Genomic DNA, 24,978 nt, shown 5'->3' with positions numbered 1-24,978 from the left:
CGGGCGGAGCGGTCAGCTCCCGGGAGCGGGGACCGGCGGCCGGACGGCCTCGGCGGCGGTGGACCGGGGAAGGAGGGTGACCCCGGCGGGTACGGGCGCGTCCGGCGCGGGGGCGACGGCGGCGGGCGGGGCGACGGCGTCCGGAGTGGGCGCGGCCGGGGTCCCGGGGACGGTCAGGGTGAGCGTCCCGGCCTCCCCGGCGGCCCAGCCGGAGACCGCTCCGGCGTACGGCGTCCCGAATGCGGAGCCGCCGGCGGTGGCGTCGGTCGTCCCGGTGGGCACGGTCGCGGGGACGTCGACTCCCGCAGGGGCGTGCACGGTGACGGTGTTCCCGGTGCGGTGGGCGGTGACCTCGCCGTCGGCCAGGGCGGTCCGCCAGGCGGCGCGGCGCTGCTGCTCGGTGCCGATGTCCTTCATCCGCAGGTTGACGATCGGGGTGCTGTCGGCGAACAGGCCCGCGTAGGTGCCGAGGACGGCGTCGAGGACGGGGTAGGCGATGCGTTCCTCGGCGAGGTTCGACTGGTGGATGAAGTGGGGCCTCGGGTCGTTGGCGACGACATGGCCGAGGGCGATCCGGGTCTCCAGCGGGACGATGTGGCCGGTGTAGCCGGTGGCCGGGTCGAGGGGCTCCGGGAGGCAGGTGGTGGTGGCGGGGTTGTCCTCGCAGATACCGCTGCCGCCCTGGGCGCGGCTGGTGTAGATCCAGTTGTACTCGTCGACCTGCTCGGCGGCGCGGCCCGCGTTGTAGAAGATGTTCATGGGGTGGCGGGCGACGGTGAGCGCCGTGCCGACGCGGCGCAGTTGCGGGTCGCGGGAGTTGTCCGAGGCGAGCCAGGTGATGCCGTTGTCGGTGAGGGCGGGCGCGAGGTTCGGGTTGTCCTGGGGCTGCTGCGGGGTCACCTTGAGGCCGGAGTGCTCACCGGTGACCAGCTCCCCGTTCTCCAGGGGCAGTCCGGCGGCGGTGCCCCAGACGCGGTTGGTCGCGATCTCGTCGGAGATCTCCTCGCGGCTCACCCAGGCGGTGCCGCCGCCGGGCGCGGTGGCGCAGCGCCAGGGGACGACGGAGATGTCCTGGACGCAGCCGAGGAAGGCGTGCGTGTAGGTGTGGTTGATCCAGCGGAAGCGGTGCCGTTCGGCGAGGAGGCGGTCGGCGAGGGCGTCCTCGCCGTCGTGCTCCTCGCGGTGGTCGGCGCTGCCCGCGCCGTTGTAGGCGAGGTCGAGGGTGAAGTCGCGGTCGTCCTGCCAGGCGGTGGCGTGGTCCACGTCGGCGGCCGTCATCCGGATCGGGTCGGGCTCGACGTCGTCGTCGGTGCAGTCCACGTCGCCGGGGGTGCAGTTGAGTTCGCTGTTCCAGCGGTCGTCGGCGGCGAACACATCGTCGACGTGGACGGCGAAGTAGTTGCGGGAGGCGCCCAGGTGGACGCCGCCGGTCATCCACTCCACGATGCCGCGGGCGAGGAGCCGGAACTGCTGCTGGTGCTGGTTGTAGACGAAGGTGACGACGAGTTCGCGGCGGCCGTCGTGCCGGTACTCGCCCACCAGGGAGCCGCGTCCGGCCCGGCCGGGGATCGGCGCGTCCACGTACGGGGTGAAGTCGGCGCCGGCGACGGGGGTGGAGAGGAAGGCGTAACTCTCGCCCACCGCGGGGTCGTTGTCCTCGAAGGGCACCGCGCCGTCGAGATAGCCGAAGGCCCCGGCGCGGCCCGCGGGGGTGACCCGGGCCTCGACGCCGTCGACGCTGCCCGCGTACCCGGCGAGGACCGCGTACTCCAGGCCGGCCTCGGGGCGGGCGTAGGTGTAGGCGTCGACCTGCGGGATGCCGTAGGTGCGCTCGTACGCGGCCAGGGCCGTCATCTCGTGGGAGCCGGCGGCGAACGGGTTGTCGTTCGGCAGGACGACGGCCTGGAACTTGGCGCGCGGGCGGCCGTCCACGGTGTCCGCGAGGAAGTCCTCGTCGATGACCGGGCGGCCGGACTGCCGCAGGTCGACCTCGGTGTACGGGGTGCCGGCGGCGGTGAGTTCGGCGGCGATGGCCCCGGTCGCCGGGCCGCCGTCGGTGACCATGAGCACCCGCAGGTCGATGCGGGGTTCCGGTGCGTCGGCGTGGGCCCCTTGCAGGGGCACGCACAGGGTGGCCAGCAGCGCGCCGGCCGTGCACAGGGTGGTGCGAATGCTCCGCTTCATGCGGTCGAGTCCCTCCCCAGGGCGGGATGAGGGCAGCCCCCAGCGGAGCCGACGTCACCCCCGTGCGGACGCCGCCGCCCCCCTCAGGCAACCGGTCGCGCCGCATCCGTCCCGACACATGGTGGGGCGCGTGTGGACCTTTTGTGTTCCTCCTGCGAAACCTGGCGGAAAACGTCAGGTGACGAATGGTCAGAAAGCTTGCCCGCAAGGACTGTTGGGCGCAGGAACGTTTCGACCGCCGGCACGGTTCCGAGCTGGCGTTACGCCCGCCCGGTGGGGTGCGCGCGGCACGGCCGGGGCGCAGGGAGGCACCATTGGTAGAGACCACGGAGATCACCCCGCCGACTGAGCGTTTCCGGTCACGGGAGCGCCCGCCGCCTCCCGTCGGAACGGGGCGCGGCGGGCGCTCGCACGGGGCCGTCAGGCCGTCAGGCCGTCAGATGCACAGGACCCTCAGGAACACCGACCCTCAGGAACACAGGACACGGATCTCGGGGGTGTGGAGCGGGCCGCCGGAGGTGGCCGTCCCGTCGCTGAACTCGGCGTAGAAGTACGAGTAGAAGCCGATGTTGCCGTTGCAGCCGGAGTCCGGGGCGACCTGGAGCCTCAGGGTCACGGTCCGGCTCTGGCCGGGCGGGACGGTGGTGCCGTAGTTGGCCCCGAGGTTCGCCGGACCGGTGCCGGCGCAGTCGACGTCGCCCGCGGCGGTGGCCCGTGTACAGCCGGTGAAGGCGTACGTCAGGTCCGGGCGCTGGGTGGTCAGCCAGGTGGGGTCGATCGTCTGGTGCACGAACCACACGTCGTGGGTGTGGTGGTTGGTGAGCGTCATGGTGACGTCGACCGTGCCGCCCGGCACGGTGGTGGCCGCGCCGGTGGAGAAGGTCAGCTCGGCGGGCCCGGGCGGAGCCGCGTGCGCCGTGGGGGCGAGGCCGAGGACGGCGAGGAGGAGAGCGAGGACGGAAGCGAGGCCGAAGCGCCTCAACGGAGTGCGTCGCATGGGCCGGAACGCTACGAGAGGCGACGCCGGGGCGCGCCCGGCCCGGGCGGGGACGCGGCGGAGTCGACCGGAAGTGTGCGGCGCGTGAAGGCACGGTGAGGCGATCTTCACCGGCCGGGTGGGCCCGCCGTTCCCGCACGGCAGCGGGGCGGGGGCGCGGGCGGGCCCGGTCGGCGCCGGGGCGTGCGCCCCGGCGGACCGCCGTGCTCGCCGATGGCGCATACCGGGCCACGCACGGGCCCGCCCGGCGGCGGCGTACGGTGGCGCGCCCGGTCCCGGCCGCCGGGGCGGGCCGGATCGCGGGGCCGGATGGGCCGGACGGCACTGGGCAGGGAGGTCGGCGCGGAGGGACGCTGGAGGCAGGGGAAGGCCCCGTACACACAGGAGGCGGCACTCATGTCCAGGACGCCCAGGACACCCCGCACGGTCGACGACGTGATGACGCACGCCCCCGTCGCGGTGGGCCGCGACGCCTCGTACCGGGAGATCGCCGCGCTGCTGGCGGACCGCCGGATCAGCGCCGTACCCGTCCTGGAGGGCGACGGGCGCGTGATCGGGGTCGTGTCCGAGGCCGACCTGCTGCCCGCCGCGGAGTACGCGGCGGCCGGCGGCGCGGGCCCGGACCCGGCCGGCACGGGGGAGGCGCTGACCGCGGACCGGCTGATGTCCAGCCCCGCCGTCACCGTGCACGCCGGTGCCGGGATCGCGGAGGCGGCCCGGATCATGGCCCGCCGCCGGGTGAAACGGCTTCCCGTGGTGGGTTCCGGCGGGCTGCTCGAAGGCGTGGTCAGCCGGGGCGATCTGCTGAAGGTCTTCCTGAGGCCGGACGCGGAGATCGCCGCCGAGATCCGCGAGGACGTGCTGCCGGGTCTGCCCGGGCCCGCGGACGTGTCGGTCTCCGTCGCCGAGGGCGCCGTCACCGTGACGGGCGCGCTGCGCGACCGGGAGCTGGTCCCCCTGCTGGCCCGCGCGGTACGGGCCGTGGAGGGCGTCGTCGACGTCCGCATGGACCTGTCCGCGCCCGTACCCGCAGGTGCGACCGCCGGGCCCCCGGCCCGCACGGCCCACGGGGAGGACTGAGCCCGGCGCACGCGGTGGCCCTGCGCACGCGGTGGCCGGTCGGCGGGCGGGGAGGGCCGGTCGGCCCACCCCCGCTGACCGTTCGGCCACTGCCCCGCCACGTCTTCCGGCCCGAGGCTGGAGGCACGTGGAAAGGAGGCCGTGATGGACACCAGTCCCCTCGACACCGGCACCGCGGAGGCACTCGTCGCCGCCGCAGTGACCGCGCCCTCGATGCACAACGCGCAGCCGTGGACCTTCCGGTTCCGTCCCGGCGACGGGCTGCTCCAGCTGCGCCGGGAGCCCTCGCGGTCGATGCCCGCCACGGATCTGGGCGACCGGGCCCAGCACCTGGGCTGCGGGGCCGCCCTGTTCAATCTGCGGGTCGCCGCGGCCCGGCACGGCTGGCTGCCGCGTACCACCCTGCTGCCCTCGCCCGACGAGCCCGAGCTGCTCGCCGAGCTCTCCTTCCGCCGGTCGGACGCCGACCCCGAGGGCCTGGCGGAGCTGTACGAAGCGCTCCCCCGGCGGCGCACCAGCCGTGAGCCGTTCACCGGCGAGCCGGTCCCCCCGGAGCTGCGCGACGCGCTGAGCGGCGCGGCGGTCGCGGAGGGCTGCCGGCTGACCTTCCTGTCGGACTGGCAGGTGGACTCCGTCCTCGAACTCACCGAGGACGCCGCGTACCAGGAGGCCACCACCGAGGAGATCCGGGCCGAGACCGAGCGCTGGGTCCGCACCGGCACGCCCGGAGCGCCCGCCGGGGGCGCCCCGGCCGCGTCGGGCATCCCGGCCGCGTCGCTCGGTCCCCGGCGCTGGGACGGACGCGCGCCGGTCCGTGACTTCGAGCCCGCGAACTCGGTGGCCGGGCGGCCGTCGGCCGTCTTCGAGAGCCATCCGTGCCTCGCCGTGCTGGGGAGCCGGAACGACGCTCCCCCGGACTGGCTGGTCGCGGGCCAGGCCATGGAACGGGTGCTGCTGCGGGCGACCGTGGACGGACTGTCGACGGCGCTCAGCTCCCAGGCCCTCGAACGGCCCGAGTTCCGCTGGGCGGTACGCGACCCGTTCGCGGTCGGCCACCCCCAGATGATCCTGCGGCTCGGTTACGGACCGCCCGTCCCCGCCACACCCCGCCGGCCGGTGGCCGAGGTCCTGGAGATCGTCCACCGCGCCTGACGCGAGGCGCGTGCGCGCAGGCCCGCGGGGTGCGGGCCTGCGCGCGGCTCACGCGTGGCTCGTGTGCGGCTCACGTGTCGCTCGTGCGCTCACGCGTCACGCGCGGCTCAGGTGCCGGTGAGCGGCGCGGTGAGCAGGCAGCGGACGTCCACCACCCCGTCGACCGCCCGCGCCAGCCGCTCGGCCACCGCCACGAGGTCCGCGTCCCGCACGGCGCCGGTCAGGGTGACCGTGCCCTGGTCGACCGCGACCCGGACGCCGTGGCCGGAGACCGGGAACAGCCGGTCGACCACCTCGTGGCGGACCTCCTCGGCCAGTTCCTCGTCCGGGCGCAGGAAGACCTTCAGCAGGTCGCCCCGGCTCACGATGCCCTTGAGGGTGCCGGTGCCGTCCACGACCGGCAGCCGTTTGACCTGGTGCCGGGCCATCAGATGCGCGGCGCGCGGCAGCGGGGCGGAGGCGGCGACGGTCACGGCGGGGGCGGTCATCAGCTCGCGGGCCGTGGTGGCCGCGGCCTTGGCGTAGTCGGCGAGGCGGTTGCGCTGGTCGATCAGGCCGGGCGCGGCGGTGCGCAGTTCCTCCTTCGGCAGCAGGTCCGCCTCGGAGACCACGCCGAGGACCCGGCCCTCGTCGTCGACGACGGGCACGGCGCTCACCTGCCACTGCCGCAGTACGCGGACGATGTCGCCGAATCCGGCGGCCGGGCCGACGGCGACGACGGTCGAGGTCATCATGTCCCGCACGGTGCGGACGGGGTGCGGGGTCCGTGGCGCGGGGGGCGTCCTGTGCGTCATGGCGGCTGCTCCCTTCCCGGGGCGGGCCTTCGCTTCACGGTCCCACCCGGCGGCGGGCCCCCGATAGGGCCGACCGGCCCCCCGGCCCATCCGTACGTCCCGCCCGGGCCGGGCCCTGACCGTGCCGGTGGCCCCCGGCCACGGGCCGTGCGCGGGCCCCGGGCGCGGCGGCGCCCCGGCGCGTCAGTCCGGACCCGGGCCGGTGTCCGCCGTGGGCAGCGGGACGCGCCAGCTCAGGCGGGTGCCGCGGCCGTCCGGGCCGGGTCCGAGGTCGAAGCTGCCGCCCAGCGCCTCGGCCCGTTCGCGCATGTTCCGCAGCCCGCCGCGTTCCGTGCCCGGGGGCGCGCCCACCCCGTCGTCCGTCACGGTGAGGGAGAGTTCCCGCGCGGCGACCACCACCCGGACGTCCACCGAACTCGCGCGGGCGTGCCGGGCGGCGTTGGTCAGGGCCTCCCCCAGCACGGCGACCAGGTGCTCGCCCACCGGGCCGTCGGTGCGGGTGTCGAGCAGGCCCTCGACCCGCAGGGCGGGCGAGAAGCCGAGCGCGGCCGCCGCCCGCTGCACGGCCTCCACCACCGCGCCGCGCAGCGAGTGCGCGGCGGCCTCGGACTCGTGGCTGCGGAGCCCGAAGATGGTGGACCGGATGATCTTGATGGTCTCGTCCAGGTCGTCGACGGCTCTGCGCAGCCGCTCCGCCGCCTGCGGGTGGTCGACGAACCGCTGGACGCTCTGGAGGGTCATCCCGGTGGCGAAGAGCCGCTGGATGGCCAGGTCGTGCAGGTCGCGGGCGATGCGGTCGCGGTCCTCCAGCAGCGCCAGCTCCTGGGCGTCGCTGCGGCGCTCGGCGAGTTCCATCGCCAGGGCGGTCCGGGCGGCGAAGCCCGCCAGCGGATCCGTCTCCGTCTGAGTGAACGCGGGCCGGCCCCGGGTGCGGGCGAGGAGCAGGACGCCCTCGCGGCCCTGTGTCCCCAGCGGCACGGCGACCGCGGGGCCGAGGTCCCGCCACCGCTCGGCGGCGGCCTCGTCGGCGTGGGGCTCCCGCCCGAGGTCGGCCGTGGTCCGCAGCTCCCCCGCCGCGAACGCCTCGGCGGCGAGGGAGCCGGTCGCGGGCAGCAGGGTGCCCCGGTGGCGTTCGGCTCCCGGCCCGGCGGCGACGGCCGCCCGCAGCCGGCCCGTGCCCTCGGCCGGCACTGCGACCAGGCCGAGGTCCGCGTCGGCGAAGTCCCGGGCGTGGCCCAGGATCAGTTCCAGGACCTCCGAGCGCGGCCGCCCGGACAGCAGGGCGGCGGTCACCTCGGAGTCGGCCGCCGCCCGGCGCTGGCCCCGGCGGGCGTTCTCGTACAGCCGGGCGTTCTCGATGGCGACGCCCGCCGCCACCGCGAGGGTGGCGACGACCGCCTCGTCCTCGGCGTCGAACTCGGCGGCGCCCCTCTTCTCGGTGAGGTAGAGGTTGCCGAAGACGGTGTCCCGGACCCGGATGGGGACACCGAGGAAGGACCGCATCGGCGGGTGGTGCGGCGGGAAGCCGGCGGAGGCGCGGTGTTCGGCCAGGTCCGCGAGCCGCAGGGGTTCGGGGTGCCGGATGAGCTCGCCCAGCAGCCCGTGGCCGCTGGGCAGTTCGCCGATGGCGGCCCACTGCTCGGCGGTGACGCCCACGGGGATGAACTCGGACAGGGTCTCGTCCTCGCCGATCACACCGAGGGCCCCGTACTCGGCGTCCACCAGGGTGGTCGCGGCCTCCACGATCCCGCGCAGCACCTGCGGCAGTTCGAGGCCCCGGCCGACGGAGAGGACGGCCTCAAGGAGGCCGTGCACCCGGTCCCGGGTACTGCGGACGTCCTCGATCCTGACCCGCACCTCTTCGAGGAGTTCGTCGAGCCGCAGCTTCGACAGCCGGCCGAGGTGTTCCGGACTGACGCTCATCGTGCCTCCGCGACGACCTGGCTCACCGTGCCTCCGGGACGGTCCGGCGGCTTCCGCCGCCCTCCCACGGTAGGTCCCGGGCGCATACCGCGCCCGGGACCGTCCCCCGGGGAGCGCGGGCGGGGCCGTGCCCGCCCGCGTCCCGTCACGCGTCCCCGGCCGCGTCGGCCCGTGTGCGGTCCGCGCCCGGGGCCGTGCCGTGCGGGACGACCGCGATCGGGCAGGGGGCGTGGTGCACGACCGCGTGGACGACGGGCCCCAGGCGGTCGCCCGCGCCGGCCCGGCGGCCGACGACCAGGAGACCCGCGTCCCCGGCGGCCCGGACCAGTTCCCCCGCCGCGCGGCCCTGCACGGTACGGCGGGTCAGGGGCACCTCGGGGTACTTCTCCCGCCAGGGGCGCAGCACGGCCGTCAGCGCGGTCTGCTCGTCCTCGGCGAGCAGCCGGGGCTCCGGCAGCGCCGTCCAGGCGCGCGCGTAGCCGTACAGCGGCGGGGGCTGCCAGGCGTGCAGCACCTCCAGGGGCGCGCCGCGCACCGCCGCCGCCTCGAAGGCGAAGCCGATCAGCTCGTCGTCGGCGGAGTCGAGGTCGAGGCCCAGCAGCACGGTCTCCCTCGGCGGTCCGCCGGGGGGACGTCCGCCGCGGACGAGGACGACGGGGACCGGGGAGCGGGCGGTGACGTCCAGCGAGGCGGAGCCGATCAGGAACCCGGCGAAGCCGCTGAAGCCCTGCGAGCCGAGGACCAGCAGCTCCGACTCCCCGGCGGCGGCGAGCAGCACGTCGACGGGCGGGCCCATGACGGTGCGGGGATCGACCTCCAGGCCGGGGTGGGCGGCGCGGAGGTCCCTCGCCACGCCGGCCGGGATCCGGTCGGCTCCGTCGCCGGCGGTCGCGGGGTGGTGTCCGGTGTCCGGCACGTATCCGGCGTGCAGAAGGGTGAGCGCGTATCCGCGTCGCAGCGCCTCACGGGCGGCCCAGTCGGCCGCGGCCACGCTCTCGGGCGAGCCGTCGACACCTGTGGTGATGGTCCTGCGCATGACGCACCTCCCGTGGTCGGGGCGGCCCCGGTGCCTGAGGTCCGTCCGGCCGGGCGGTCCGCCTCCTGTTGCCATCGTCACCGGCCGGGGGCGGCCGCCGGGAGGGGCGGTCCGTCGCTGCCCGGGCCGGTGCGACCCGGGTGGGACAGGGCCGTTCGGCCCCTGGCGAAGGGCCCCGCCCGCGGAGATGATCGAATCACCGGGCGGGCCGGGTCCCGGAAGCAGCCGCCCACGCCCAGCCGCCATGCCCAGGAGCAGCAGTCATGAACGAGGTACCGGCCTTCTCCGCCGAACGGCCCATCCGGGTCTTCCTGCTGGACGACCACGAGGTGGTGCGGCGCGGCATCGGCGATCTGCTGGAGGACGAGCCGGACATCGAGGTCGCGGGCGAGGCGGGCAGCGCCGCCGAGGCCCTGTCGCGGGGCCCGGCGCTGCGCCCGGACGTCGCCGTGCTGGACGTCCGGCTCCCGGACGGCGACGGGGTCACGGTCTGCCGCGAGCTGCGCGACCGGATGCCCGGGCTCGCCTGTCTGATGCTGACGTCCTTCGACGACGAGGAAGCCCTCCTGGACGCGATCATGGCGGGTGCGGCGGGCTATGTGCTGAAGCAGATCAAGGGCACCGACCTGGTGGCCGCGGTGCGGACGGTGGCCACGGGCCAGTCGATGCTGGACCCGGCGACGACGGCCCGGCTGATGAGTTCGCTGCGCGGCCCCGAGACGGCCCCGCCGCAGGACGAGCGGCTGGCGGCGCTGTCGGAGCGGGAGCGGGCGGTGCTCGACCTGGTGGGCGAGGGGCTGACCAACAGCCAGATCGGCAAGCGGCTGTACCTGTCCGAGAAGACGGTCAAGAACCACATCTCCCGGCTGCTGTCGAAGCTGGGCGTCGAACGCCGGGTGCAGGCCGCGGTGATCGCGGCGCAGGCGCACGAGCACGAGAACGCGCCCGCGCGGGAGGACCGGCGGTACGGCCACGGCTGACGGCCCGGCTCGCCGCCCGGCCGGTGAGCCGGGCCGAGCGGCGGGCCGGGCCGAGCGGCGGGCCGGGCCGGGCGGCGGGCCGGGCCCTGGCCCCGGACGGGCACCAACCCCTCGGACCGGGTCCGGACCCCGGACGGCCGACATCACCAAGCCCGAGACCCACCGGACCGGGCCCTGACCCCGGACAGGCACCGGCCCCTCGGACCGGGCCCGGACCCCGGACGGCCGACATCACCAAGCCCGAGACGCACCGGGCCCGGCGGCGGGCGCCCCGGGCCGGAAGCGCCGGGCGACCGACATCACCGGGCCGGGCCTGGCCCCGGACGGGCACGGGCCCCTCGGACCGGGCCCGGACCCCGGACGGCCGCATCACCGGGCCGCAGACCCACCGGACCGGGCCCGAGACGCACCCGGGCCTGGCCCCGGACGGGCACGGGCCCCTCGGACCGGGTCCGGCACGCGGGGCCCGGCGTGCCGGGCCCGCCCGCGTGCCGGGGCCGCGCGCCGCGCGTCAGGCGGCGACGACCGTGTCGTGGGGCGGCTCGCCGAGGACGACCTTGAGCGCCCCCGTGTCCGCCGCCTTGGCGAACACCTCGTACGCCTCCTCCATCCGGTCCAGCGGGAACCGGTGGGTGACCAGCCGGGACGAGGGCAGGCGTCCGGAGGCCAGCATGTCGAGCAGCAGCGGGGTGCTGAAGGTGTCCACGAGTCCGGTGGTGATGGTGACGTCCCTGATCCACAGGTCCTCCAGGTGGAGGACGGCGGGCTTGCCGTGCACCCCCACGTTGGCGACCCGGCCGCCGGGGCGGACCACGCGGGTGCACAGCTCGAAGGTCTCCGGTACGCCGACGGCCTCCACGGCCACGTCGGCGCCCAGGCCGCCGGTGAGGTCCTCGACGAGTTTCGCGGGCTCCTCGGCGGCGTTGACCGTGGCGTCCGCGCCGAGTTCCCGGGCGGCGGCGAGGCGGGTGTCCGCGAGGTCGACCGCGATGATCCGTCCCGGAGTGAAGAAGCGGGCGGTGGCGATCGCCGCGAGGCCGACGGGCCCCGCGCCGACGACGACCACCGTGTCCCCGGGGGCGACCTGCCCGGCGAGCACGCCCACCTCGTAGGCGGTCGGGAAGATGTCGGCCAGCAGGACGGCGTCCTCGCTGCGGACGGCGCTCGGCAGCGGGTGCAGTGAGAGGTCCGCGAACGGTACGCGCACGTACTCGGCCTGGGTCCCGTCGACAAGGTGGCCGAGGATCCAGCCGCCTCCGCCGCGGCACTGCCCGTAGCGGTTCTCGCGGCAGAAGCGGCACCTGCCGCACGCGCTGATGCAGGACACCAGCACCCGGTCGCCGGGGCGCACGGTGCGTACGCCGGGGCCGGCGTCGACGACCGTGCCGACGGCCTCGTGCCCGAGGACGCGCCCGGAGGCCACCTCGGGCACGTCGCCCTTGACGATGTGCAGGTCGGTGCCGCAGATGGTCACGGTGTCGACGCGGACCACGGCGTCCGCCGGGTCCTCGATCGCGGGGTCGGGCACGTCCTGCCAGGAGGTCTTCCCCGGTCCGTGGAATACGAGTGCCTTCATGGCGCGGGCTCCGTTCCGTGTGCGGGCGGCGGGCCCCGCAGGCCACGGGGCCCGCTTCCAGTCTCGCCCGAGGCCGCCCCCGCCGCTTGGGCCGACCGGGCCCGCGCCCCGGGCCCGGTCGGCCCGGCCCCCGCCGGACCGGACGAGTCCGCCGCCGCGACCGACGGCGTGCGCCGCCGGTCCGTGGGCCCGTTCGCCGGCCGGGCGGGGATACGCGGCACGCCGAAGGGCGCCCGGCCGCGCGCGTGCGGCCGGGCGCCCTTCGGACGGCGCGGGGGTGGTGTCCGGCGGATCAGGCCACGGGGGCCGGGTACGTCGGGTACTCCACGCCGGAGACGTGCTGGACGACCCGGATGACCTGGCAGGAGTAGCCGAACTCGTTGTCGTACCAGAGGTAGAGGATCGCGTTGTCGCCGTCGACCTTGGTCGCGCCGGCGTCCACGATCGAGGCGTGGCGCGAGCCGATGAAGTCGCTGGAGACCGCGTCGGGGGCGCTGGTGAAGTCGATCTGGCGCTTGAGCGGGGAGGTCAGGGACACCCCGCGCAGGTACTCCAGGACCTCGTCGCGGGTGGTCTCGCGGCCGAGCCGGAGGCTGAGGATGGCGATCGAGACGTCCGGCACGGGGACGCGGATGGAGCTGCCGGTGATCGGCGCCTTCAGCTCGGGGAGGGCCTTGGCGACGGCGGAGGCGGCGCCGGTCTCGGTGATGACCATGTTCAGCGGCGCGGAACGGCCGCGGCGGTCGGCCTTGTGGTAGTTGTCCAGCAGGTTCTGGTCGTTGGTGAACGAGTGGACGGTCTCGACGTGGCCGCGCAGCACCCCGTACTCGTCGTCCATCGCCTTCAGCGGCGGCACGATCGCGTTGGTGGTGCAGGAGGCACAGGACAGGATCTGCTCGTCCGGCTTGATGTCGTCGTGGTTGACGCCGTGGACGATGTTCGGCACGTCGCCCTTGCCGGGCGCGGTCAGGACGACCTTGTCGATGCCGGGGCGCAGGTGGCCCGAGAGGCCCTCGCGGTCGCGCCACTTGCCGGTGTTGTCGATGAGGATGGCGTTCTTGATGCCGTACGCCGTGTAGTCGACCTCGGACGGGTCGCCGGCGTAGATGACCTTGATCTCGTTGCCGTTGGCGATGATCGTGCTGTTCGCCTCGTCGACGGTGATCGTGCCCTGGAACTGGCCGTGGATCGAGTCGCGGCGCAGCAGGGAGGCGCGCTTGACGATGTCCTGCTCGCCGCCGCGGCGGACCACGATGGCGCGCAGGCGCAGGCCGTTGCCGGAGCCGGCCTTCTCGATGAGCAGGCGGGCGACGAGGCGGCCGATGCGGCCGAAGCCGTACAGGACGACGTCGCGGGGCTCACGGCGGTCGATCTTGTTGGCGCCGGTGGCGCCGGCGACGGCGTCGGCGGTGAACTCCTGGACGGACAGGCCCCGGTCGTCGGCCTTGTACGTCGCGGCGAGCATGCCGATGTCGATCTGGGAGGGCCCGAGGTCGAGCGTGGTGAGGGCCTCCAGGAACGGGAGGGTCTCGGTGACCGAGAGCTCCTCACCGGCCATCTGCCGGGCGAACCGGTGGGTCTTGAGAATGCTGATGACCGACTTGTTCACCAGGGAGCGGCTGTGCAGGAGGACGGTGACGTCCCGCTCCCGCTGCAGCTTCCCGATGATCGGAATCATCGACTCCGCGATTTCCTCGCGGTTCTTCCAGTTCGTGAACGAGTCCTCGTTGACAGTCACAGGTTTCTCTTTCGAGCTAGACGGCGCTCATATGCTAACCCGATAGGTGTTCGCCTCTTCACGGGGTCCCCCGTGAGCGGGCCCCCGCACCCCGCTCAGCGAACGACCGCCTCCACCCCGGACGCGCAACCGGCCCGCCCCGCAGGTGAGTTGACGCTGCGGGGCGGGCCGGAACGGTCGACGGCGGCGGCCGCCGGAGGGCGGGCCGGGCGGTCAGCCGAGGGCGGCGAGGAGTTCCCGCTCCCGATCGGCGCCGAGCCCGGCGCGGCGCTCGCGCTCCAGACCCTCCGCCCGCTCCCAGTCCAGGGTGTCGGCGAGCATCCGGGCCCGGGGCCGGTGGGTGAGCCCCGCCGCGCGCGCCGCCGCCCCGGTGCGGGCCGAGAAGCCCTCCCAGCCCGGTTCGACATGCCACATCGCCAGGGACCCGGGGCCCATGAACTCGCCCACGCCCTGCTCCTTGAGCCAGGCGGAGGGGGCGGTGACCAGCGGCCCGGTGTGCCCGCCGGCCGCCCGGGAGAGCTCGATCCACTCCCCGAGCGGGACCACGGGCCCCACCGCGTCATAAGTACCGGTGGCACCGGCCTCCGCCGAGCGGACCAGCCAGACGGCGAGGTCGCGCACGTCCACCGCCTGGGTGGGCTGCTCGGGCTCGTCGGGTACGAGCATCGGCCCCTGCGGGTCGCGCGCGGCGCGGGCGGCCCAGTAGCCGGTGCGGCCGGTGTGGTCGCCGGGTCCCCCGATCAGACCGGCGCGGGCGACGAGGAGACGGTCGCCGACGGCGGCCCGCGTCGCCTCCTCGCAGGCCGCCTTGGCCTCCCCGTACAGCGAGCGGTCGACCTCGTCGAGCGCCGTCGGCGGCAGCAGCGGGGTCGACTCGTCGGCACCGAGGGCGGTGTGCGAGGCGTAGACGCTCCCCGAGGACACATAGGTCCAGTGCCGGGCGGCCGGGCCGAGGGCGGCGAGCGCCCCCCGGACGAAGCCCGGCTGCCAGGACACCTCCACCACCGCGTCCCACGTGCGGCCGGTCAGGGGCGCGTACACGTCCGGGTCCCGCCGGTCCCCGGAGACGAACTCCGCGCCCTCGGCGGTGCCGCCGCTCTCCCCGCGCGCCAGACACGTCACCGTGTGCCCGCGCCCGATCGCCTGCCGTGCCACCTCACGGCCCAGCCAGGCCGTCCCACCCAGTACCAGGATCTCCATGCCCGCCAGCCAAGCACGGTGCGGGGCACGGGTCAGGGGGGGGTTCGCCGACGGCTGAGCCGCCGCGCGGCCCGCCCCCCGCGCGTTGCCGACCTCCCCCTCCCCTGTCAGCGTGGACGGTGGGACCGTGCACCGCGCCCGAGGAGGAACGATGAACAACCCAGCAGCAGGCACCCCGGGAACCGGCCGGATCGTGGTCGGCGTCGACGGCTCCGACCACGCCCGCGCCGCCGTGCTGTGGGGCGCGGCGGAGGCCGCCCTGCGCGAGGTCCCCCTGCACCTGGTGCACGCCACCGACACCGACCGGGAGACCCTCTTCACCTCCGCCGAGACGGCCAGGCGGGTCCGCGAGGCGGGCCACGACCTGCTGGAGCGCACCCGGGAGCTGGCGGCCGGACGCCACCCGGGGCTGACCGTGACGACGGAACTCACCCACGACGACCCCGCCGACGCGCTGCGCTCCCTCGCCCGGCCCGACACGGCCCTGGTCGTCGGGCACCGCGGACTCGGCGGGTTCGGCTCTCTGATGCTCGGCTCCGTCGGCCTGTCCGTCGCCACCCGCAGCGCGGCCGCCGTGGTCGTGGTGCGGGGCGACACGGACGCGCCGCCGCGGAACGTGGTCGCCGCCGGTGTCCGCGGCGAGGACGACCGCCCCTGGCTGGCGCGCGCCGCCGAGGAGGCCGCGCTCCGGGGCGCCACCCTGCGCCTGGTGTGCGTGTGGAACGTGCTGACCCAGGTCGGCGACATGGTCAGCATGATGGACGGCCTGGACGAGACCGCCCTGCGGCACAGCGAGCGGGCGGATGCCCTGGCCGAGGGGGTGCGCCAGGCGTTCCCGGGGCTGGACGTCGAGGTCCGGTCCGAGGCGGCGCGTTCGACGGCGGGCCTCCTGGTCGACGCCACGGCGGAGGCGGACCTGATGGTCCTGGGTGACCGGCGGACCCGGCGGGCCCTGGGTTCGTCCCTGGGCCGGGTGACGCACACGGTGCTGCACCACGCGGCCTGCCCGGTGCTGATCGCGCCCCGCCCGGAGTGAGCGGGCCCCGGGACTCCGCCCACGCCTCGGAGCAGCCTCAGAGCAGCAGGCGCGCCGAGCCCTCCACCAGGTCCCGCAGCACCCGGACGTACTCCTCGTCGCCGCCCAGTCCGCCGAGCAGGTCCAGCGCCTCGTCCCGGTGGGCGGCGAGGTCGGCGGCGTAGCGGTCCAGGGTGTCCGGGGCGAGGAGCAGCCCGAGGAGTTCGGCGCGGGCGGCCTCCGACTCCCGTGCCGCGCGGCGCAGTTCACCGATCCGGGCGGCCCCGGCGGGCGAGGCGGCGTCCAGGGCCCGGGCCAGCAGCCAGGTCACCGTGCCGTTGGCGAGGTCCTCGTGCCGCCCGGAGCGGATGTCCTCCTGGTCGTTGAAGAGCTGCCACAGCACGCCGAACACGGCGCCCAGCTCCCGCCACCGGCCCACCCGCCCCCCGTCCGCTCCGGCGAGCAGCGCGGCCGTCGCCGTGATCATGGCGAAGGGGGCGCCGGACTTCCCCCGGTACACCTGGACCACGGCGTCCCGGGGCGACCGGGCCGCGTCCCCGCGCAGATCGGCGAGTTGCCCGTCGGCCGCCCCGGCGGCGCAGGCCAGGACCTCGTCGGCCAGAGCGCCCCGCAGGGACTCGGCGACGGGGAGCGAGCGGACGATCCGCAGCGGCAGGACATGGCCGGTGACCACCGCCGCGAGCAGGGCCTCGTCCGCGCCGAGGGCGCCGGACTGCACGAGGGAGGCGTTGCCGTCGGCCAGGTCGTCCAGATAGCAGGCGGAGGTCCACCACAGGTCGTGCAGCGCGGCCAGCGGGACGGCGGGGGCGGCGGTGCCGGTCTCCGCGCCGTGCACGAGGAGCGGCAGGACGGAGAGCGGGTGGGCGAAGGTCTGGTGGCGCAGCAGCCCCTCGGCCGCCGTCCGTAACGGGCCACCGGACGGCCCGAGGGTCGCGAGCGCCGTCTGCGTCTCCCTCTCGACGGCCGCCGCGAACTTCTCGTGCAGCTCCAGGTACGTCACAGCATCCACCCCTTGTCTCGCACCCCCGTACGGTGCGGCCGGTCGTCTCCGGCCGGCCGCCGGTCTGCGGGACGGTACCCCGCGGCGGGGCGCGGGCGGACGTGCATTCGCGGCCATTCGCCCCGTGGCCGAATCCGGCCACGGGCCTGGCAGGGCCCCTGCCGGGCGGGGCCCGGCGCCCCTCGGGTCGCCGGCTTCGGGGCAGGCCGCAGCCCGTGGGCGTCAGGCACCGAGCGGGTCCGGCGCGGCCGGGGCGGCAGCCTCGGAGCCGGTCCGGCTCACCCCGCAGCCTTAGCCTCCCGGCGGGCCCGGCTCACCGCAGGGTCAGTCTCCGGACGCGTCCGGCTCAGCCCGGGGCGTGAGCATCCGCACTGCGGCGTCAGGCACTGAGCAGTGCCGCCGCAGCCCGCAGGCTCAGGCTCCCGGCGCGTCGGGCGCAGCCCGGGGCGGCAGCCTCAGGGCGGGCCCGGCGCGCCCCTGGGCGTCAGCCCCGGGGCAGGTCCGGCTCACCCCGCAACCTCAGCCTCCCGGCGGGTCCGGCTCAGCCCGCAGCCCCCGCGCTGCGGGCGTCACGCGCTGGGCGGGTCCGGCTCACCCGCAGGGTCAGTCTCCGGCCCTGTCCGGCAGAGCCCGGGGCGTCAGCCCCGGGGCAGGTCCGGCACGGCCCGGGGTGTCTGGGTCCCGGTGGGCCCCGGGCCCCGCCTCCGGGCCCGGGCGTCAGCCCGCGCGCCGGCCGCCGCCCTTGCCCCGGCCCGTGCCGGGGCGCCCGCCGCGGCCCGGCTGAGCGCCGCCGCGCTTGCCGGGCGCGGGCTTGCGGCCGCCGCCCTTGGTGCCGGAGGCCGCCCGTCCGGACCGCCGGGCCGTGCCGCCCTTCCCCTGGGTCTCGGGCAGGGGGCGGCCCCGGGTGCTGTTGACCGTCCGGCCGCGCACGATCCCGATGAACTGCTCCACCAGGTCCGTCGTCGCCTCCTCCGGCCAGGCCAGCGCCACGCTCGACTGCGGGACGTCCGTGACCGGCCGGTAGGTCAGGTCACGGCGGTGGTGCAGCCGGGCCAGCGACTGGGGGACGAGAAGGACGCCCACCCCGGCCGCGACCAGCTCGATCGCGTCCGCCGTCGTCGCGGGACGCTCGATCGCGGGGCGGCCCGGGGGCTGCTCCCAGCCGAGGGTGTCGTCGAGGGGGTGAAAGACGATCTCGTCCGCGAGGTCCTCGGCCGTCACCTCGTCGACGGCGGCGACGGCGTGGTCCTTGGGGACGACGACGACCGTGGTCTCCGTGTAGAGGGGGATGGCGCTGAAATACGTCCGGTCGACCGGGAGCCGCACCAGGCCGGCGTCGGCCGCGCCCTCGCGCAGCACCTCCGCCACGCGCGCCGCGGGTACGTCGACGAGGGTCAGCGGGATGTCCGGGAGCCGCTCGTTCCAGATCCGCACCCACTTGGCGGGGGTCGCTCCGGGTACGTACGCGAGCCGGAACGACGGGGAGTTGTCCGAGCCTGTCACCGGGCCAGGCTACCGGCCGTGGTCGGCGGGGGCACACACGCTCGATACGCTGGTCACCATGACGTCGCACCAGAACACCCAGACCATGAAGCCCGCGACCGCGGCGAAGAAGCTGGGTGTGTACCTTGAGGCCACCCCCGCCTCGTTCCGTGAGGGTTCCGTCTCACGCTCCGAACTCAACGCCCTCCAGGCCGACCCGCCGGAGTGGCTGCGGGAGCTGCGGCGCGAGGGCCCCCACCCGCGTCCGGTGGTCGCGGCCAAGCTGGGCGTCTCCATCGCCGGTCTCGCGCGCGGCGGGGTCACCGAGGCGCTGACCACCGAGCAGATCGAGGCGATCAAGCGCGAGGAGCCCGAGTGGCTGCGCAAGGAGCGGGAGACCCAGGCCGGGGTCCGCAAGGAGGCGGCCCGGCTGAAGGCGCGGGACGCGGAGCGCGCGGCGGCGGACCACGACTGAGCCGGGCCGCGGCCCGCGGGCGGCGGTGGGCTGAGCCGCGTCCCCGTACGGGGCGCCGGGCGGTCGGCGTCCCCGGGGCGGCGGCCAACCGCGCCGCGTCGTCGGGCGCAACGGTGTCGCAACCTCCGGCCGGGTTCACTGGCCGGATGACCGAGATCCCGCGCGTGCAGCTGACGGAGGCCGCCGCCGGTCTGCTGCGGACCGCCCACGGGCCGCTGATGTTCCACCAGTCCGGCGGCTGCTGCGACGGCAGCGCGCCCATGTGCTATCCGGCCGGCGAGTTCCGCACCGGGGCCTCGGACGTGCTGCTGGCGGAGCTGGGCGTCGAGGGGGTGCCCGAGGCGGTGCCGTTCTGGATCTCCCGTGACCAGTACGCGCGCTGGAGCCACACCCGGCTGGTGGTGGACGTGGTCGAGGGGCGGGCAGCGGCTTCTCGCTGGAGGCGCCGGAGGGCGTCCGCTTCCTGATCCGGTCGTCCGTGATCTGACGGGCCCCGGGCACAGGCCCCCGGGCCGCGTGCCGGGTCAGGGCTGGAGGCTGCCGACCACCGAGGCGGTCGAGGCGATCCCCTCGTGGATGGTCGGGGCCATGCTGGTGCCGGCCAGGAAGAAGCCGAGCAGCGCGCAGACGAGCGCGTGGGAGAACTTGAGCCCCCCGCTGCGCAGGAAGATCACCGCGAGCACCGTCAGCAGCAGCAGTACCGAGATCGTGATGGCCATCGTGAGCCTCCTCCGCCCCGCCGCCGGGGCCGCGCCCGCCGGGCGGGGCCCGCACCGGTCGTCCGTACCGCACCGGATACGCGGCATTGCGCCGGATGTGCGGCATTCGGCGGCCAGTCTGGCGCAGCCCGGGGCCCGTCCGGGCGACTGGCGTGTCCGCCGTCCGGGTGAGACGGCCCGGGGCAGGTGAACCCAGGGCTCGCGGGGTGGCCGGGGCGACCGGCGCCCGGCCGGGCGTCAGGCCGCGGCGAGGTCCGGCTTCAGGCCGCGGTGAGCTCCGCCCAGTCGGCCGTCCGGTCGCACCAGCGCTCCAGCAGGACCCGGTCGTGCCCCACGGCGAGCAGCCCGGCGCCCGTCGTGCGCCGGTACTCCTCGACGGCGGCGACCAGGGCCGCCGTGGTGGAGGCGTCCAGCATCGCGGTCATCTCGTCGCACACCAGCCAGCGCGGCTCCAGCACCAGGGCCCTGGCCAGGCAGGCGCGCTGGAGCTGGCCGTCGCTGACCTCGTGGGGGCGGCGGCGCAGCAGCTCCGGGGTGAGGCCCACGGTCTCGGCGAGCGGGGCGGTGCGTTCCGCCGCCTCGGCCCGGCGGCCGGTGGCGCGCAGGGGTTCGGCGATGAGGTCGCGCAGGGTGAGCCGGGGGTCGGCGGCGAGCCGGGGCTGCTGGAAGACCACGCCGATCGCGGTGCGCTGGGACCGGGGCGCGCGGTGCCGCCAGCCGCGCACGGTCTCGCCGTCGACGGTGACCCGCCCCGTGTCGGGCCGGTGCAGCAGGGCGGCGACCCGGGCGAGGGTGGACTTGCCGCAGCCGCTCGGGCCGAGCAGACCGACGGACTCGCCGGGCGCGAGGCGCAGCGAGACCTCGCGGACGACGGGCTTGCGGCGCTCGTACCCGGCGGTGATCCGGTCCAGCTCAAACACGCGGGCTCTCCTCGGTCGTACGGTCGCCGCGCACCGGGGCCGGCTCCCCAGGCCCGGCGGCCGCCGCCCCGTCGTGGGGGTGATGGCAGGCGACGCCGTCGCCGAGGGCCGGCACGGCCTCGCACCGGGCGTCCGCGCGGGCGCAGCGCGGGGCGAAGGCGCAGCCCGGGGGCAGGTCGCCCAGTTCCGGGGGCAGGCCGGGGATGGGGGTGAACTCCCGCTCGGGCAGGGCCGCGAGGAGTCCCCGGGCGTACGGGTGCCGGGGGCCCGGCTCGCCGAAGAAGGCGTCGGCCGGCGCGAGTTCGACGATACGGCCGGCGTACATCACGGCGACCCGGTCAGCGGTGAGCTGCGCCGCGGCGAGGTCGTGGGTGATGAGGAGGAGGGCGCGGCCCTGGTCGGCGTGGCGGCGGAGTTCGTCGGCGGTGTGCTCGACCAGGTCGCGGTCGAGTCCGGTGGTGGGCTCGTCGGCGAGGAGCAGGGGCGCGTCGCCGACGAGGGCGAGGGCGGTGGCGGCGCGCTGGGCGAGGCCGCCGGAGAGTTCGTGGGGGTAGCGGTCGAGGTGCCCGGCGGGGAACGCGGCCCGGTCGGCGGCCTCGGCGGCGGCCTTGCGGGCCGCGGGTCCGCGCAGTCCGGTGAGCGCGCGGACGGTCTCGGCGAGCTGGTCCCCGACGGTGCGCACCGGGGTGAGGTGCGCGGCGGGGCTCTGCGGGACGAGGCCGACGCGGCGGCCCCGGACGCTCCGGGCGAGGGTGCGTTCATCGGCGGTGAGCAGGTCGGTGCCGTCGACGACGGCGCTGCCGCCGGTCTGCGCGTTGCCGGGCAGCAGCCCGAGCAGGGCGGAGGCGAGGACGGACTTGCCGCAGCCGCTCTCGCCGACGAGGGCCAGGCACTCCCCCGCCGCCAGGTCGAAGGTCGCCCCGGTGACGGCGGCGACATGGCGTCCGCCGCGCATCCGGAAGCGGACGGACAGGTCCCGGACGGCGAGCACGGATTCGCCGGAAACAGCCGGAGTCGTGGCCGTCGTGGTTGTCGTGGCCGGGGTGGCAGGGGTGGTCGCCGGGGTCACAGCATCAGCTCCGATCGGCGGCGCGGGTTGATGCGCTCGCGCCAGGCGCCGGCGAGACCGGCGACGGCGAGCGTGGGGATGATCAGGAAGAGGCCGGGGAAGAGGGTGGGCCACCAGTCCCCGGCGAGCAGGGAGCCGCGCGCGCTCTGCACCAGGTTGCCGAGGCTGGCCTGGTGGGTGGGGAGTCCGAGGCCGAGGAAGGAGAGCGCGGACTCGTGCCACATGGCGTGCGGCACCATCAGCACGGCGGCGAGCCCGGCCTGCGGCAGCACCCCGGGCAGCAGGTGCCGCAGCAGCACCCGCCGTCGGCTCGCGCCGCCGCTGACGGCCGCGTCGATATAGGGCCGGGCGCGCAGCGACAGCACTTCGGCGCGCACGATACGGGCGGTGGAGAGCCAGTGGGTGAGGGCGACGGACACGATCACGGGCCACACCCCGGGGCGGAACATCGCAACGATGAAGATGCCCAGCAGCAGGTGCGGCACGGAGGAGAAGGTGTCCACGAGCCGCATCAGCACCCGGTCGGTCCAGCCGCCGAAGGCGGCGGCGAGCGCGCCGATCGCGGTGCCGATGACGGTGGCCACCAGCGCGGCGACCAGGCCGACGAGCAGCGAGACGCGCAGCCCGTAGACGCAGCGCAGCAGCAGGTCGCGGCCCACGTCGTCGGTGCCGAAGGGGTGGGCGGCGGACGGGGGCATCAGCTTCATCGACAGGTCGACCGCCTGCTGGTCGAGCTGGACGACCGGCGGGACCACGAGGACGGCGAGGGCCACGGCCGCCGTGATCACGGCGGAGACGGTGACCCGCACGGTGCGCGTGGAGCGGCGGGTGCGGCCCCGGCTGCGCCACTCGCCGGGAGCGGCGGGTCCTTCGGCCGCGCGGGGCGTCTTGCTCAGCAGGTCAGCCATCGAAGCCCACCCGGGGGTCGGCGAGCCCGTAGAGGAGGTCGGAGAGGAGGTTGCCGGCGAGGACGGCGGCGGTCGCCAGCACGGTGAGCGCGGCGAGCAGCGGGAAGTCGACGGCGGTGGCGGCCTGGACGGTGGCGGCGGCGATGCCGGGCCAGCTGAAGACGGTCTCCACGAGCAGGGCTCCGGTGATGAGTTCGGGGACGCGGGAGCCGATCAGGGTGAGCATCGGCAGCATCCCGGAGCGGAGGGCGTGGCCGGTGAGCACGGTGCGTTCGGCGAGGCCGCGGGCGCGGGCGCCGCGGACGGCGTCCTCGTCGAGCGCGTCGCCGACGCCCTGGCGGACGTAGAGGAAGAACCAGGGCATCTGGCTGATGCCGAGGACGGTCGCCGGGAGGACGAGGTGGCGGGCGACCTGGTCGAAGGTGACCGTGTCGCTGGCGGTGTCGGTGAGCCCGCCCGCGGGCAGCACGCCCAGTTCCAGGGCGAAGAACCAGATGGCGAGCAGTCCGAGCCAGAAGGAGGGCGCGGCCTCCAGGGTGTAGGCGGCGGAGCTGACGCAGCGGTCGACCAGGCCGCCGCGGCGGCGGGCGGCGAGGAGGCCGAGCGCGGTGCCGAGCAGCACGGCGAGGGCGAAGGCGGTCGCGGCGAGCAGCACGGACCAGCCGACGCGTCCGGCGATGACGTCGGCGACGGGCATCCGCATCACGCTGGAGTCGCCGAGGTCGCCGCCGAGGGCGGCGGTGATCCACTCCCACCAGCGGGTCACCAGCGGCTGGTCGACGCCGAGGTTGGCCCGGATCTGGTCCAGGTTCTCCTGGGAGGCGGTGAGTCCGGCGGTGCCGGTGTACGCCTTGACCGGGTCGAAGGGGGAGGCGGCGGCGACCGCGAAGACGCCGAAGGTCACGGTGAGGAGGACGGGGACGGCGAACAGGGCCCGCCGTCCCGTCATCCGCGCCAGCGCCCCCCAGGGGAGGCGGCGCCTCACTTCTTCGCGTCCCCGGAGCCGTCGCCGGAGCCGTCGCCGGAACCGCCCTCGGCACCGCCCTTGGGGGCCCACTTCTCGACGTTCCACCAGGGGCCGGAGGCGAGGCCGTGGTCGTGCGGCTCGATCTGGGTGCTCAGGCCGTCCCACCTGTCGGCGAGGACGTAGACATGGTCGATGTGGGTGAGGAAGGTGTAGCCGGGGTTGTTCACCAGCTCACGCTGGACGGTGTCGTAGGCCCGCTTCCGCTCGGCCTTGTCACCGGCCTTGCGGCCCTCGTCCAGGGCCTTGTCGACGGCCGGGTTGTCGTACCAGGCCATGTTGTTGAAGCCGTCGCCCGCGAGGTCGGAGCGGAGCAGCAGGTACTGGTCGAAGTCGGGGTCGCCCGGGGAGCCGCCGCCGGCGAGGACGGCGTCGTGCTTCATCCGGGGCTCGATGACCTCCCAGGTGCCGGCCTGGGTCTTGATCTCGATACCGGCCTTGCGGGCGTCGGAGGCGTAGGCGAGGGCGTGGTCCTGGCGGAGCTTGTCGCCGCTGACGTACCAGAGCGGGAAGGCGGCGCGGACGCCGTCCTTGACGCGGACGCCGTCCTTGCCTGGCTTCCAGCCGGCCTCGTCGAGGATCTTCTTGGCGGCGCGCAGGTCGTGGGTGCGCTCGGTGCCCCGGGTGAACCACTCGCTGCCGGTGGGGACGGGCCCGTAGGCGGGCTTTCCGGCGCCGTTGAGGATGCTGTCGACCATGGCCTGCCGGTCGACGGCGGTGTCCAGGGCGCGGCGGATCGCGGTGTCGCCGGTGACCTTGTTGCCGGTGGGCAGGGTGACGGTGCGGTAGTCGTAGGTGGTGGCCTCGTGGGTCCGGGTGCCGCGGTCCTTGCCGAAACCCTCGGCGAGGTTGGGCGGGAGGATGGCGCCGTCCAGGTCGCCGGCGCGCAGGCGGGTGGCGCGCACGTCGTCGTCCTTGATGATCGCCATGGTGAACTTCTTCACCTTCGGCTCGCCGCCCCAGTAGCCGGGGTTGGCCTTGAAGCTGATCTTCTCGCCCTTGGACCAGTTGGTGAGGACGTAGGGGCCGGTGCCGATCGGCTTGGTGGTGAACGGGCCGGTGTTGACGTCCTGCTTGCCCGCGACGTGCTCGGGGGCGATGGGCAGCACGGTGCGCTGGGCGAAGGGCGCGTAGGGGTACGCGAGGGTGAAGACGACGGTGTCCTCGCCGGTGGCGCGGACGTCCTTGACGGCGTCCAGCTCGGTGCGGGAGGCGTTGTTGGTCTTCTCGTCGAGGATGGTGCGGTAGGTGAAGACGACGTCGTCGGCGGTGAACGGTTCGCCGTCGCTGAACTTCACGCCCTGGCGGAGCTTGTAGGTGTAGGTGAGGCCGTCGTCGCTGACCTCGGGCAGTTCGGCGGCGAGCGCCGGGCGGAGCTTCATCTCGCCGTCGAAGGCGAGGAGCCCGTCGAAGATCTTGCTGTTGCCGTCCTTGCCGTAGCCGAGGAGCGGGCTGAGGCTGTCGGGTTCGTAGGCGATGCCGACAACGGCGGACTCGCCGCCGCCGGCTCCGTCGGTGCCGCCGGCCTGCGGGTTGGAGCAGGCCGCCGCGCCGATGGCGAGCGCGGCGGCCACGGCCGCTCCGGAAGCGCGCCGTATGGATCGGCCCGTCATGTCGCACCCCTGTTGAAGATCGTCCGTTGTTGCCAAACCCTGGCATTAAACAGCAGGTAAAGGGTGGGGCGG

The 24,978-nt window shown here is 75.5% G+C and carries 21 protein-coding genes and 1 pseudogene; 6 read left to right on the top strand and 16 right to left on the bottom strand.

Annotation, left to right across the window (positions count from 1 at the left end; translation table 11 throughout):
* Positions 1 to 12 precede the first annotated feature (12 nt).
* Both ABZ457_RS12995 and ABZ457_RS12990 read right to left on the bottom strand, forming a co-directional pair.
* Entirely contained in the window at positions 13 to 2,184 is a 2,172-nt protein-coding gene (locus tag ABZ457_RS12995; RefSeq protein ID WP_359157066.1) for a hypothetical protein, read from the bottom strand.
* 469 nt (positions 2,185 to 2,653) lie between these two features.
* A complete protein-coding gene (locus ABZ457_RS12990; protein WP_359157064.1) occupies positions 2,654 to 3,181 on the bottom strand; it encodes a hypothetical protein in 528 nt (175 codons plus the stop codon).
* Between the two features lie 396 nt (positions 3,182 to 3,577).
* Here ABZ457_RS12990 and ABZ457_RS12985 point away from each other — a divergent pair, with 396 nt between their 5' ends.
* Positions 3,578 to 4,261, top strand: a complete 684-nt coding sequence (locus ABZ457_RS12985) for a CBS domain-containing protein (protein ID WP_359157062.1) — start codon at positions 3,578 to 3,580, stop codon at positions 4,259 to 4,261.
* Between the two features lie 144 nt (positions 4,262 to 4,405).
* Complete coding sequence (locus ABZ457_RS12980; RefSeq protein ID WP_359157060.1) at positions 4,406 to 5,413, top strand: nitroreductase; 1,008 nt, start codon at positions 4,406 to 4,408, stop codon at positions 5,411 to 5,413.
* 107 nt (positions 5,414 to 5,520) lie between these two features.
* On the opposite strand, the gene ABZ457_RS12975 is transcribed toward ABZ457_RS12980, so the two are convergent.
* The 3 genes from ABZ457_RS12975 to ABZ457_RS12965 all read right to left on the bottom strand — a co-directional run bounded on the left by ABZ457_RS12975 (position 5,521) and on the right by ABZ457_RS12965 (position 9,166).
* Positions 5,521 to 6,144: a CBS domain-containing protein gene (locus tag ABZ457_RS12975; protein WP_359157163.1), complete on the bottom strand. Its 624-nt coding sequence runs from the start codon at positions 6,142 to 6,144 to the stop codon at positions 5,521 to 5,523.
* 246 nt (positions 6,145 to 6,390) lie between these two features.
* Positions 6,391 to 8,130, bottom strand: a complete 1,740-nt coding sequence (locus ABZ457_RS12970) for a GAF domain-containing protein (RefSeq protein WP_359157058.1) — start codon at positions 8,128 to 8,130, stop codon at positions 6,391 to 6,393.
* A gap of 145 nt (positions 8,131 to 8,275) precedes the next feature.
* Positions 8,276 to 9,166 (bottom strand): universal stress protein, encoded by an 891-nt coding sequence (locus tag ABZ457_RS12965; RefSeq protein WP_359157056.1) that lies wholly within the window; start codon positions 9,164 to 9,166, stop codon positions 8,276 to 8,278.
* Between the two features lie 263 nt (positions 9,167 to 9,429).
* Here ABZ457_RS12965 and ABZ457_RS12960 point away from each other — a divergent pair, with 263 nt between their 5' ends.
* The gene (locus tag ABZ457_RS12960) at positions 9,430 to 10,146 is read left to right on the top strand and encodes a response regulator transcription factor (RefSeq protein WP_359157053.1); all 717 of its coding nucleotides are present in this window, start codon (positions 9,430 to 9,432) and stop codon (positions 10,144 to 10,146) included.
* Between the two features lie 511 nt (positions 10,147 to 10,657).
* Here ABZ457_RS12960 and ABZ457_RS12955 read toward each other — a convergent pair.
* From ABZ457_RS12955 to ABZ457_RS12945, 3 genes are all read right to left on the bottom strand, one after another.
* Entirely contained in the window at positions 10,658 to 11,722 is a 1,065-nt protein-coding gene (locus ABZ457_RS12955; protein WP_359157051.1) for a zinc-dependent alcohol dehydrogenase family protein, read from the bottom strand.
* A gap of 292 nt (positions 11,723 to 12,014) precedes the next feature.
* On the bottom strand, positions 12,015 to 13,460 hold the full coding sequence (locus tag ABZ457_RS12950) for a glyceraldehyde-3-phosphate dehydrogenase (protein ID WP_020610363.1): 1,446 nt from the start codon (positions 13,458 to 13,460) through the stop codon (positions 12,015 to 12,017).
* A gap of 213 nt (positions 13,461 to 13,673) precedes the next feature.
* A complete protein-coding gene (locus ABZ457_RS12945; RefSeq protein ID WP_359157048.1) occupies positions 13,674 to 14,660 on the bottom strand; it encodes an NAD-dependent epimerase/dehydratase family protein in 987 nt (328 codons plus the stop codon).
* A 151-nt stretch (positions 14,661 to 14,811) separates the two neighbouring features.
* Between ABZ457_RS12945 and ABZ457_RS12940 the strand changes: the two genes are divergently transcribed.
* A complete protein-coding gene (locus tag ABZ457_RS12940) occupies positions 14,812 to 15,696 on the top strand; it encodes a universal stress protein (protein WP_359157046.1) in 885 nt (294 codons plus the stop codon).
* Positions 15,697 to 15,733: 37 nt separating this feature from the next.
* Here ABZ457_RS12940 and ABZ457_RS12935 read toward each other — a convergent pair whose 3' ends face one another.
* A complete protein-coding gene (locus ABZ457_RS12935) occupies positions 15,734 to 16,696 on the bottom strand; it encodes a polyprenyl synthetase family protein (protein WP_359157044.1) in 963 nt (320 codons plus the stop codon).
* 717 nt (positions 16,697 to 17,413) lie between these two features.
* On the bottom strand, positions 17,414 to 18,199 hold the full coding sequence (locus ABZ457_RS12930; RefSeq protein ID WP_359157042.1) for a LysR family substrate-binding domain-containing protein: 786 nt from the start codon (positions 18,197 to 18,199) through the stop codon (positions 17,414 to 17,416).
* Positions 18,200 to 18,257: 58 nt separating this feature from the next.
* Between ABZ457_RS12930 and ABZ457_RS12925 the strand changes: the two genes are divergently transcribed.
* Complete coding sequence (locus tag ABZ457_RS12925) at positions 18,258 to 18,653, top strand: DUF5997 family protein (RefSeq protein ID WP_359157040.1); 396 nt, start codon at positions 18,258 to 18,260, stop codon at positions 18,651 to 18,653.
* A gap of 146 nt (positions 18,654 to 18,799) precedes the next feature.
* Positions 18,800 to 19,140 (top strand): annotated as a pseudogene (locus tag ABZ457_RS12920) (DUF779 domain-containing protein).
* 37 nt (positions 19,141 to 19,177) lie between these two features.
* Here ABZ457_RS12920 and ABZ457_RS12915 read toward each other — a convergent pair.
* From ABZ457_RS12915 to ABZ457_RS12890, 6 genes are all read right to left on the bottom strand, one after another.
* Positions 19,178 to 19,372: a hypothetical protein gene (locus tag ABZ457_RS12915; protein ID WP_018849202.1), complete on the bottom strand. Its 195-nt coding sequence runs from the start codon at positions 19,370 to 19,372 to the stop codon at positions 19,178 to 19,180.
* A 260-nt stretch (positions 19,373 to 19,632) separates the two neighbouring features.
* A complete protein-coding gene (locus ABZ457_RS12910; protein WP_359157038.1) occupies positions 19,633 to 20,292 on the bottom strand; it encodes an ATP-binding cassette domain-containing protein in 660 nt (219 codons plus the stop codon).
* Positions 20,285 to 21,247: an ABC transporter ATP-binding protein gene (locus tag ABZ457_RS12905; RefSeq protein WP_359157161.1), complete on the bottom strand. Its 963-nt coding sequence runs from the start codon at positions 21,245 to 21,247 to the stop codon at positions 20,285 to 20,287. The genes ABZ457_RS12910 and ABZ457_RS12905 overlap by 8 nt, the downstream gene beginning before the upstream one ends.
* A 110-nt stretch (positions 21,248 to 21,357) precedes the next feature.
* Positions 21,358 to 22,269 carry an ABC transporter permease gene (locus ABZ457_RS12900; RefSeq protein ID WP_359157035.1) on the bottom strand — a complete coding sequence of 304 codons (912 nt, stop codon included), beginning with the start codon at positions 22,267 to 22,269 and terminating at the stop codon, positions 21,358 to 21,360.
* The gene (locus tag ABZ457_RS12895) at positions 22,262 to 23,254 is read right to left on the bottom strand and encodes an ABC transporter permease (RefSeq protein ID WP_359157033.1); all 993 of its coding nucleotides are present in this window, start codon (positions 23,252 to 23,254) and stop codon (positions 22,262 to 22,264) included. Before ABZ457_RS12895 ends, ABZ457_RS12900 begins: the two co-directional genes overlap by 8 nt.
* The gene (locus ABZ457_RS12890) at positions 23,251 to 24,906 is read right to left on the bottom strand and encodes an ABC transporter substrate-binding protein (protein WP_359157031.1); all 1,656 of its coding nucleotides are present in this window, start codon (positions 24,904 to 24,906) and stop codon (positions 23,251 to 23,253) included. Before ABZ457_RS12890 ends, ABZ457_RS12895 begins: the two co-directional genes overlap by 4 nt.
* Between the last annotated feature and the right edge of the window lie 72 nt (positions 24,907 to 24,978).

This window comes from Streptomyces sp. NPDC005805 (genome assembly GCF_040630445.1).
Taxonomy (GTDB): Bacteria; Actinomycetota; Actinomycetes; order Streptomycetales; family Streptomycetaceae; genus Streptomyces.
This window is presented reverse-complemented; position numbering and strand designations above follow the sequence as displayed.

Excerpts from the sequence above, each read along its gene's own strand:
- ABZ457_RS12980 (WP_359157060.1), top strand. The coding sequence starts at position 4,406 with ATGGACACCAGTCCCCTCGACACCGGCACCGCGGAGGCACTCGTCGCC.
- ABZ457_RS12905 (WP_359157161.1), bottom strand. The coding sequence starts at position 21,247 with ATGCGCGGCGGACGCCATGTCGCCGCCGTCACCGGGGCGACCTTCGAC.
- ABZ457_RS12960 (WP_359157053.1), top strand. The coding sequence starts at position 9,430 with ATGAACGAGGTACCGGCCTTCTCCGCCGAACGGCCCATCCGGGTCTTC.
- ABZ457_RS12970 (WP_359157058.1), bottom strand. The coding sequence starts at position 8,130 with ATGAGCGTCAGTCCGGAACACCTCGGCCGGCTGTCGAAGCTGCGGCTC.
- ABZ457_RS12975 (WP_359157163.1), bottom strand. The coding sequence starts at position 6,144 with ATGACCTCGACCGTCGTCGCCGTCGGCCCGGCCGCCGGATTCGGCGAC.
- ABZ457_RS12955 (WP_359157051.1), bottom strand. The coding sequence starts at position 11,722 with ATGAAGGCACTCGTATTCCACGGACCGGGGAAGACCTCCTGGCAGGAC.
- ABZ457_RS12940 (WP_359157046.1), top strand. The coding sequence starts at position 14,812 with ATGAACAACCCAGCAGCAGGCACCCCGGGAACCGGCCGGATCGTGGTC.
- ABZ457_RS12890 (WP_359157031.1), bottom strand. The coding sequence starts at position 24,906 with ATGACGGGCCGATCCATACGGCGCGCTTCCGGAGCGGCCGTGGCCGCC.
- ABZ457_RS12985 (WP_359157062.1), top strand. The coding sequence starts at position 3,578 with ATGTCCAGGACGCCCAGGACACCCCGCACGGTCGACGACGTGATGACG.
- ABZ457_RS12990 (WP_359157064.1), bottom strand. The coding sequence starts at position 3,181 with ATGCGACGCACTCCGTTGAGGCGCTTCGGCCTCGCTTCCGTCCTCGCT.
- ABZ457_RS12965 (WP_359157056.1), bottom strand. The coding sequence starts at position 9,166 with ATGCGCAGGACCATCACCACAGGTGTCGACGGCTCGCCCGAGAGCGTG.
- ABZ457_RS12900 (WP_359157035.1), bottom strand. The coding sequence starts at position 22,269 with ATGGCTGACCTGCTGAGCAAGACGCCCCGCGCGGCCGAAGGACCCGCC.
- ABZ457_RS12915 (WP_018849202.1), bottom strand. The coding sequence starts at position 19,372 with ATGGCCATCACGATCTCGGTACTGCTGCTGCTGACGGTGCTCGCGGTG.
- ABZ457_RS12945 (WP_359157048.1), bottom strand. The coding sequence starts at position 14,660 with ATGGAGATCCTGGTACTGGGTGGGACGGCCTGGCTGGGCCGTGAGGTG.
- ABZ457_RS12925 (WP_359157040.1), top strand. The coding sequence starts at position 18,258 with ATGACGTCGCACCAGAACACCCAGACCATGAAGCCCGCGACCGCGGCG.
- ABZ457_RS12995 (WP_359157066.1), bottom strand. The coding sequence starts at position 2,184 with ATGAAGCGGAGCATTCGCACCACCCTGTGCACGGCCGGCGCGCTGCTG.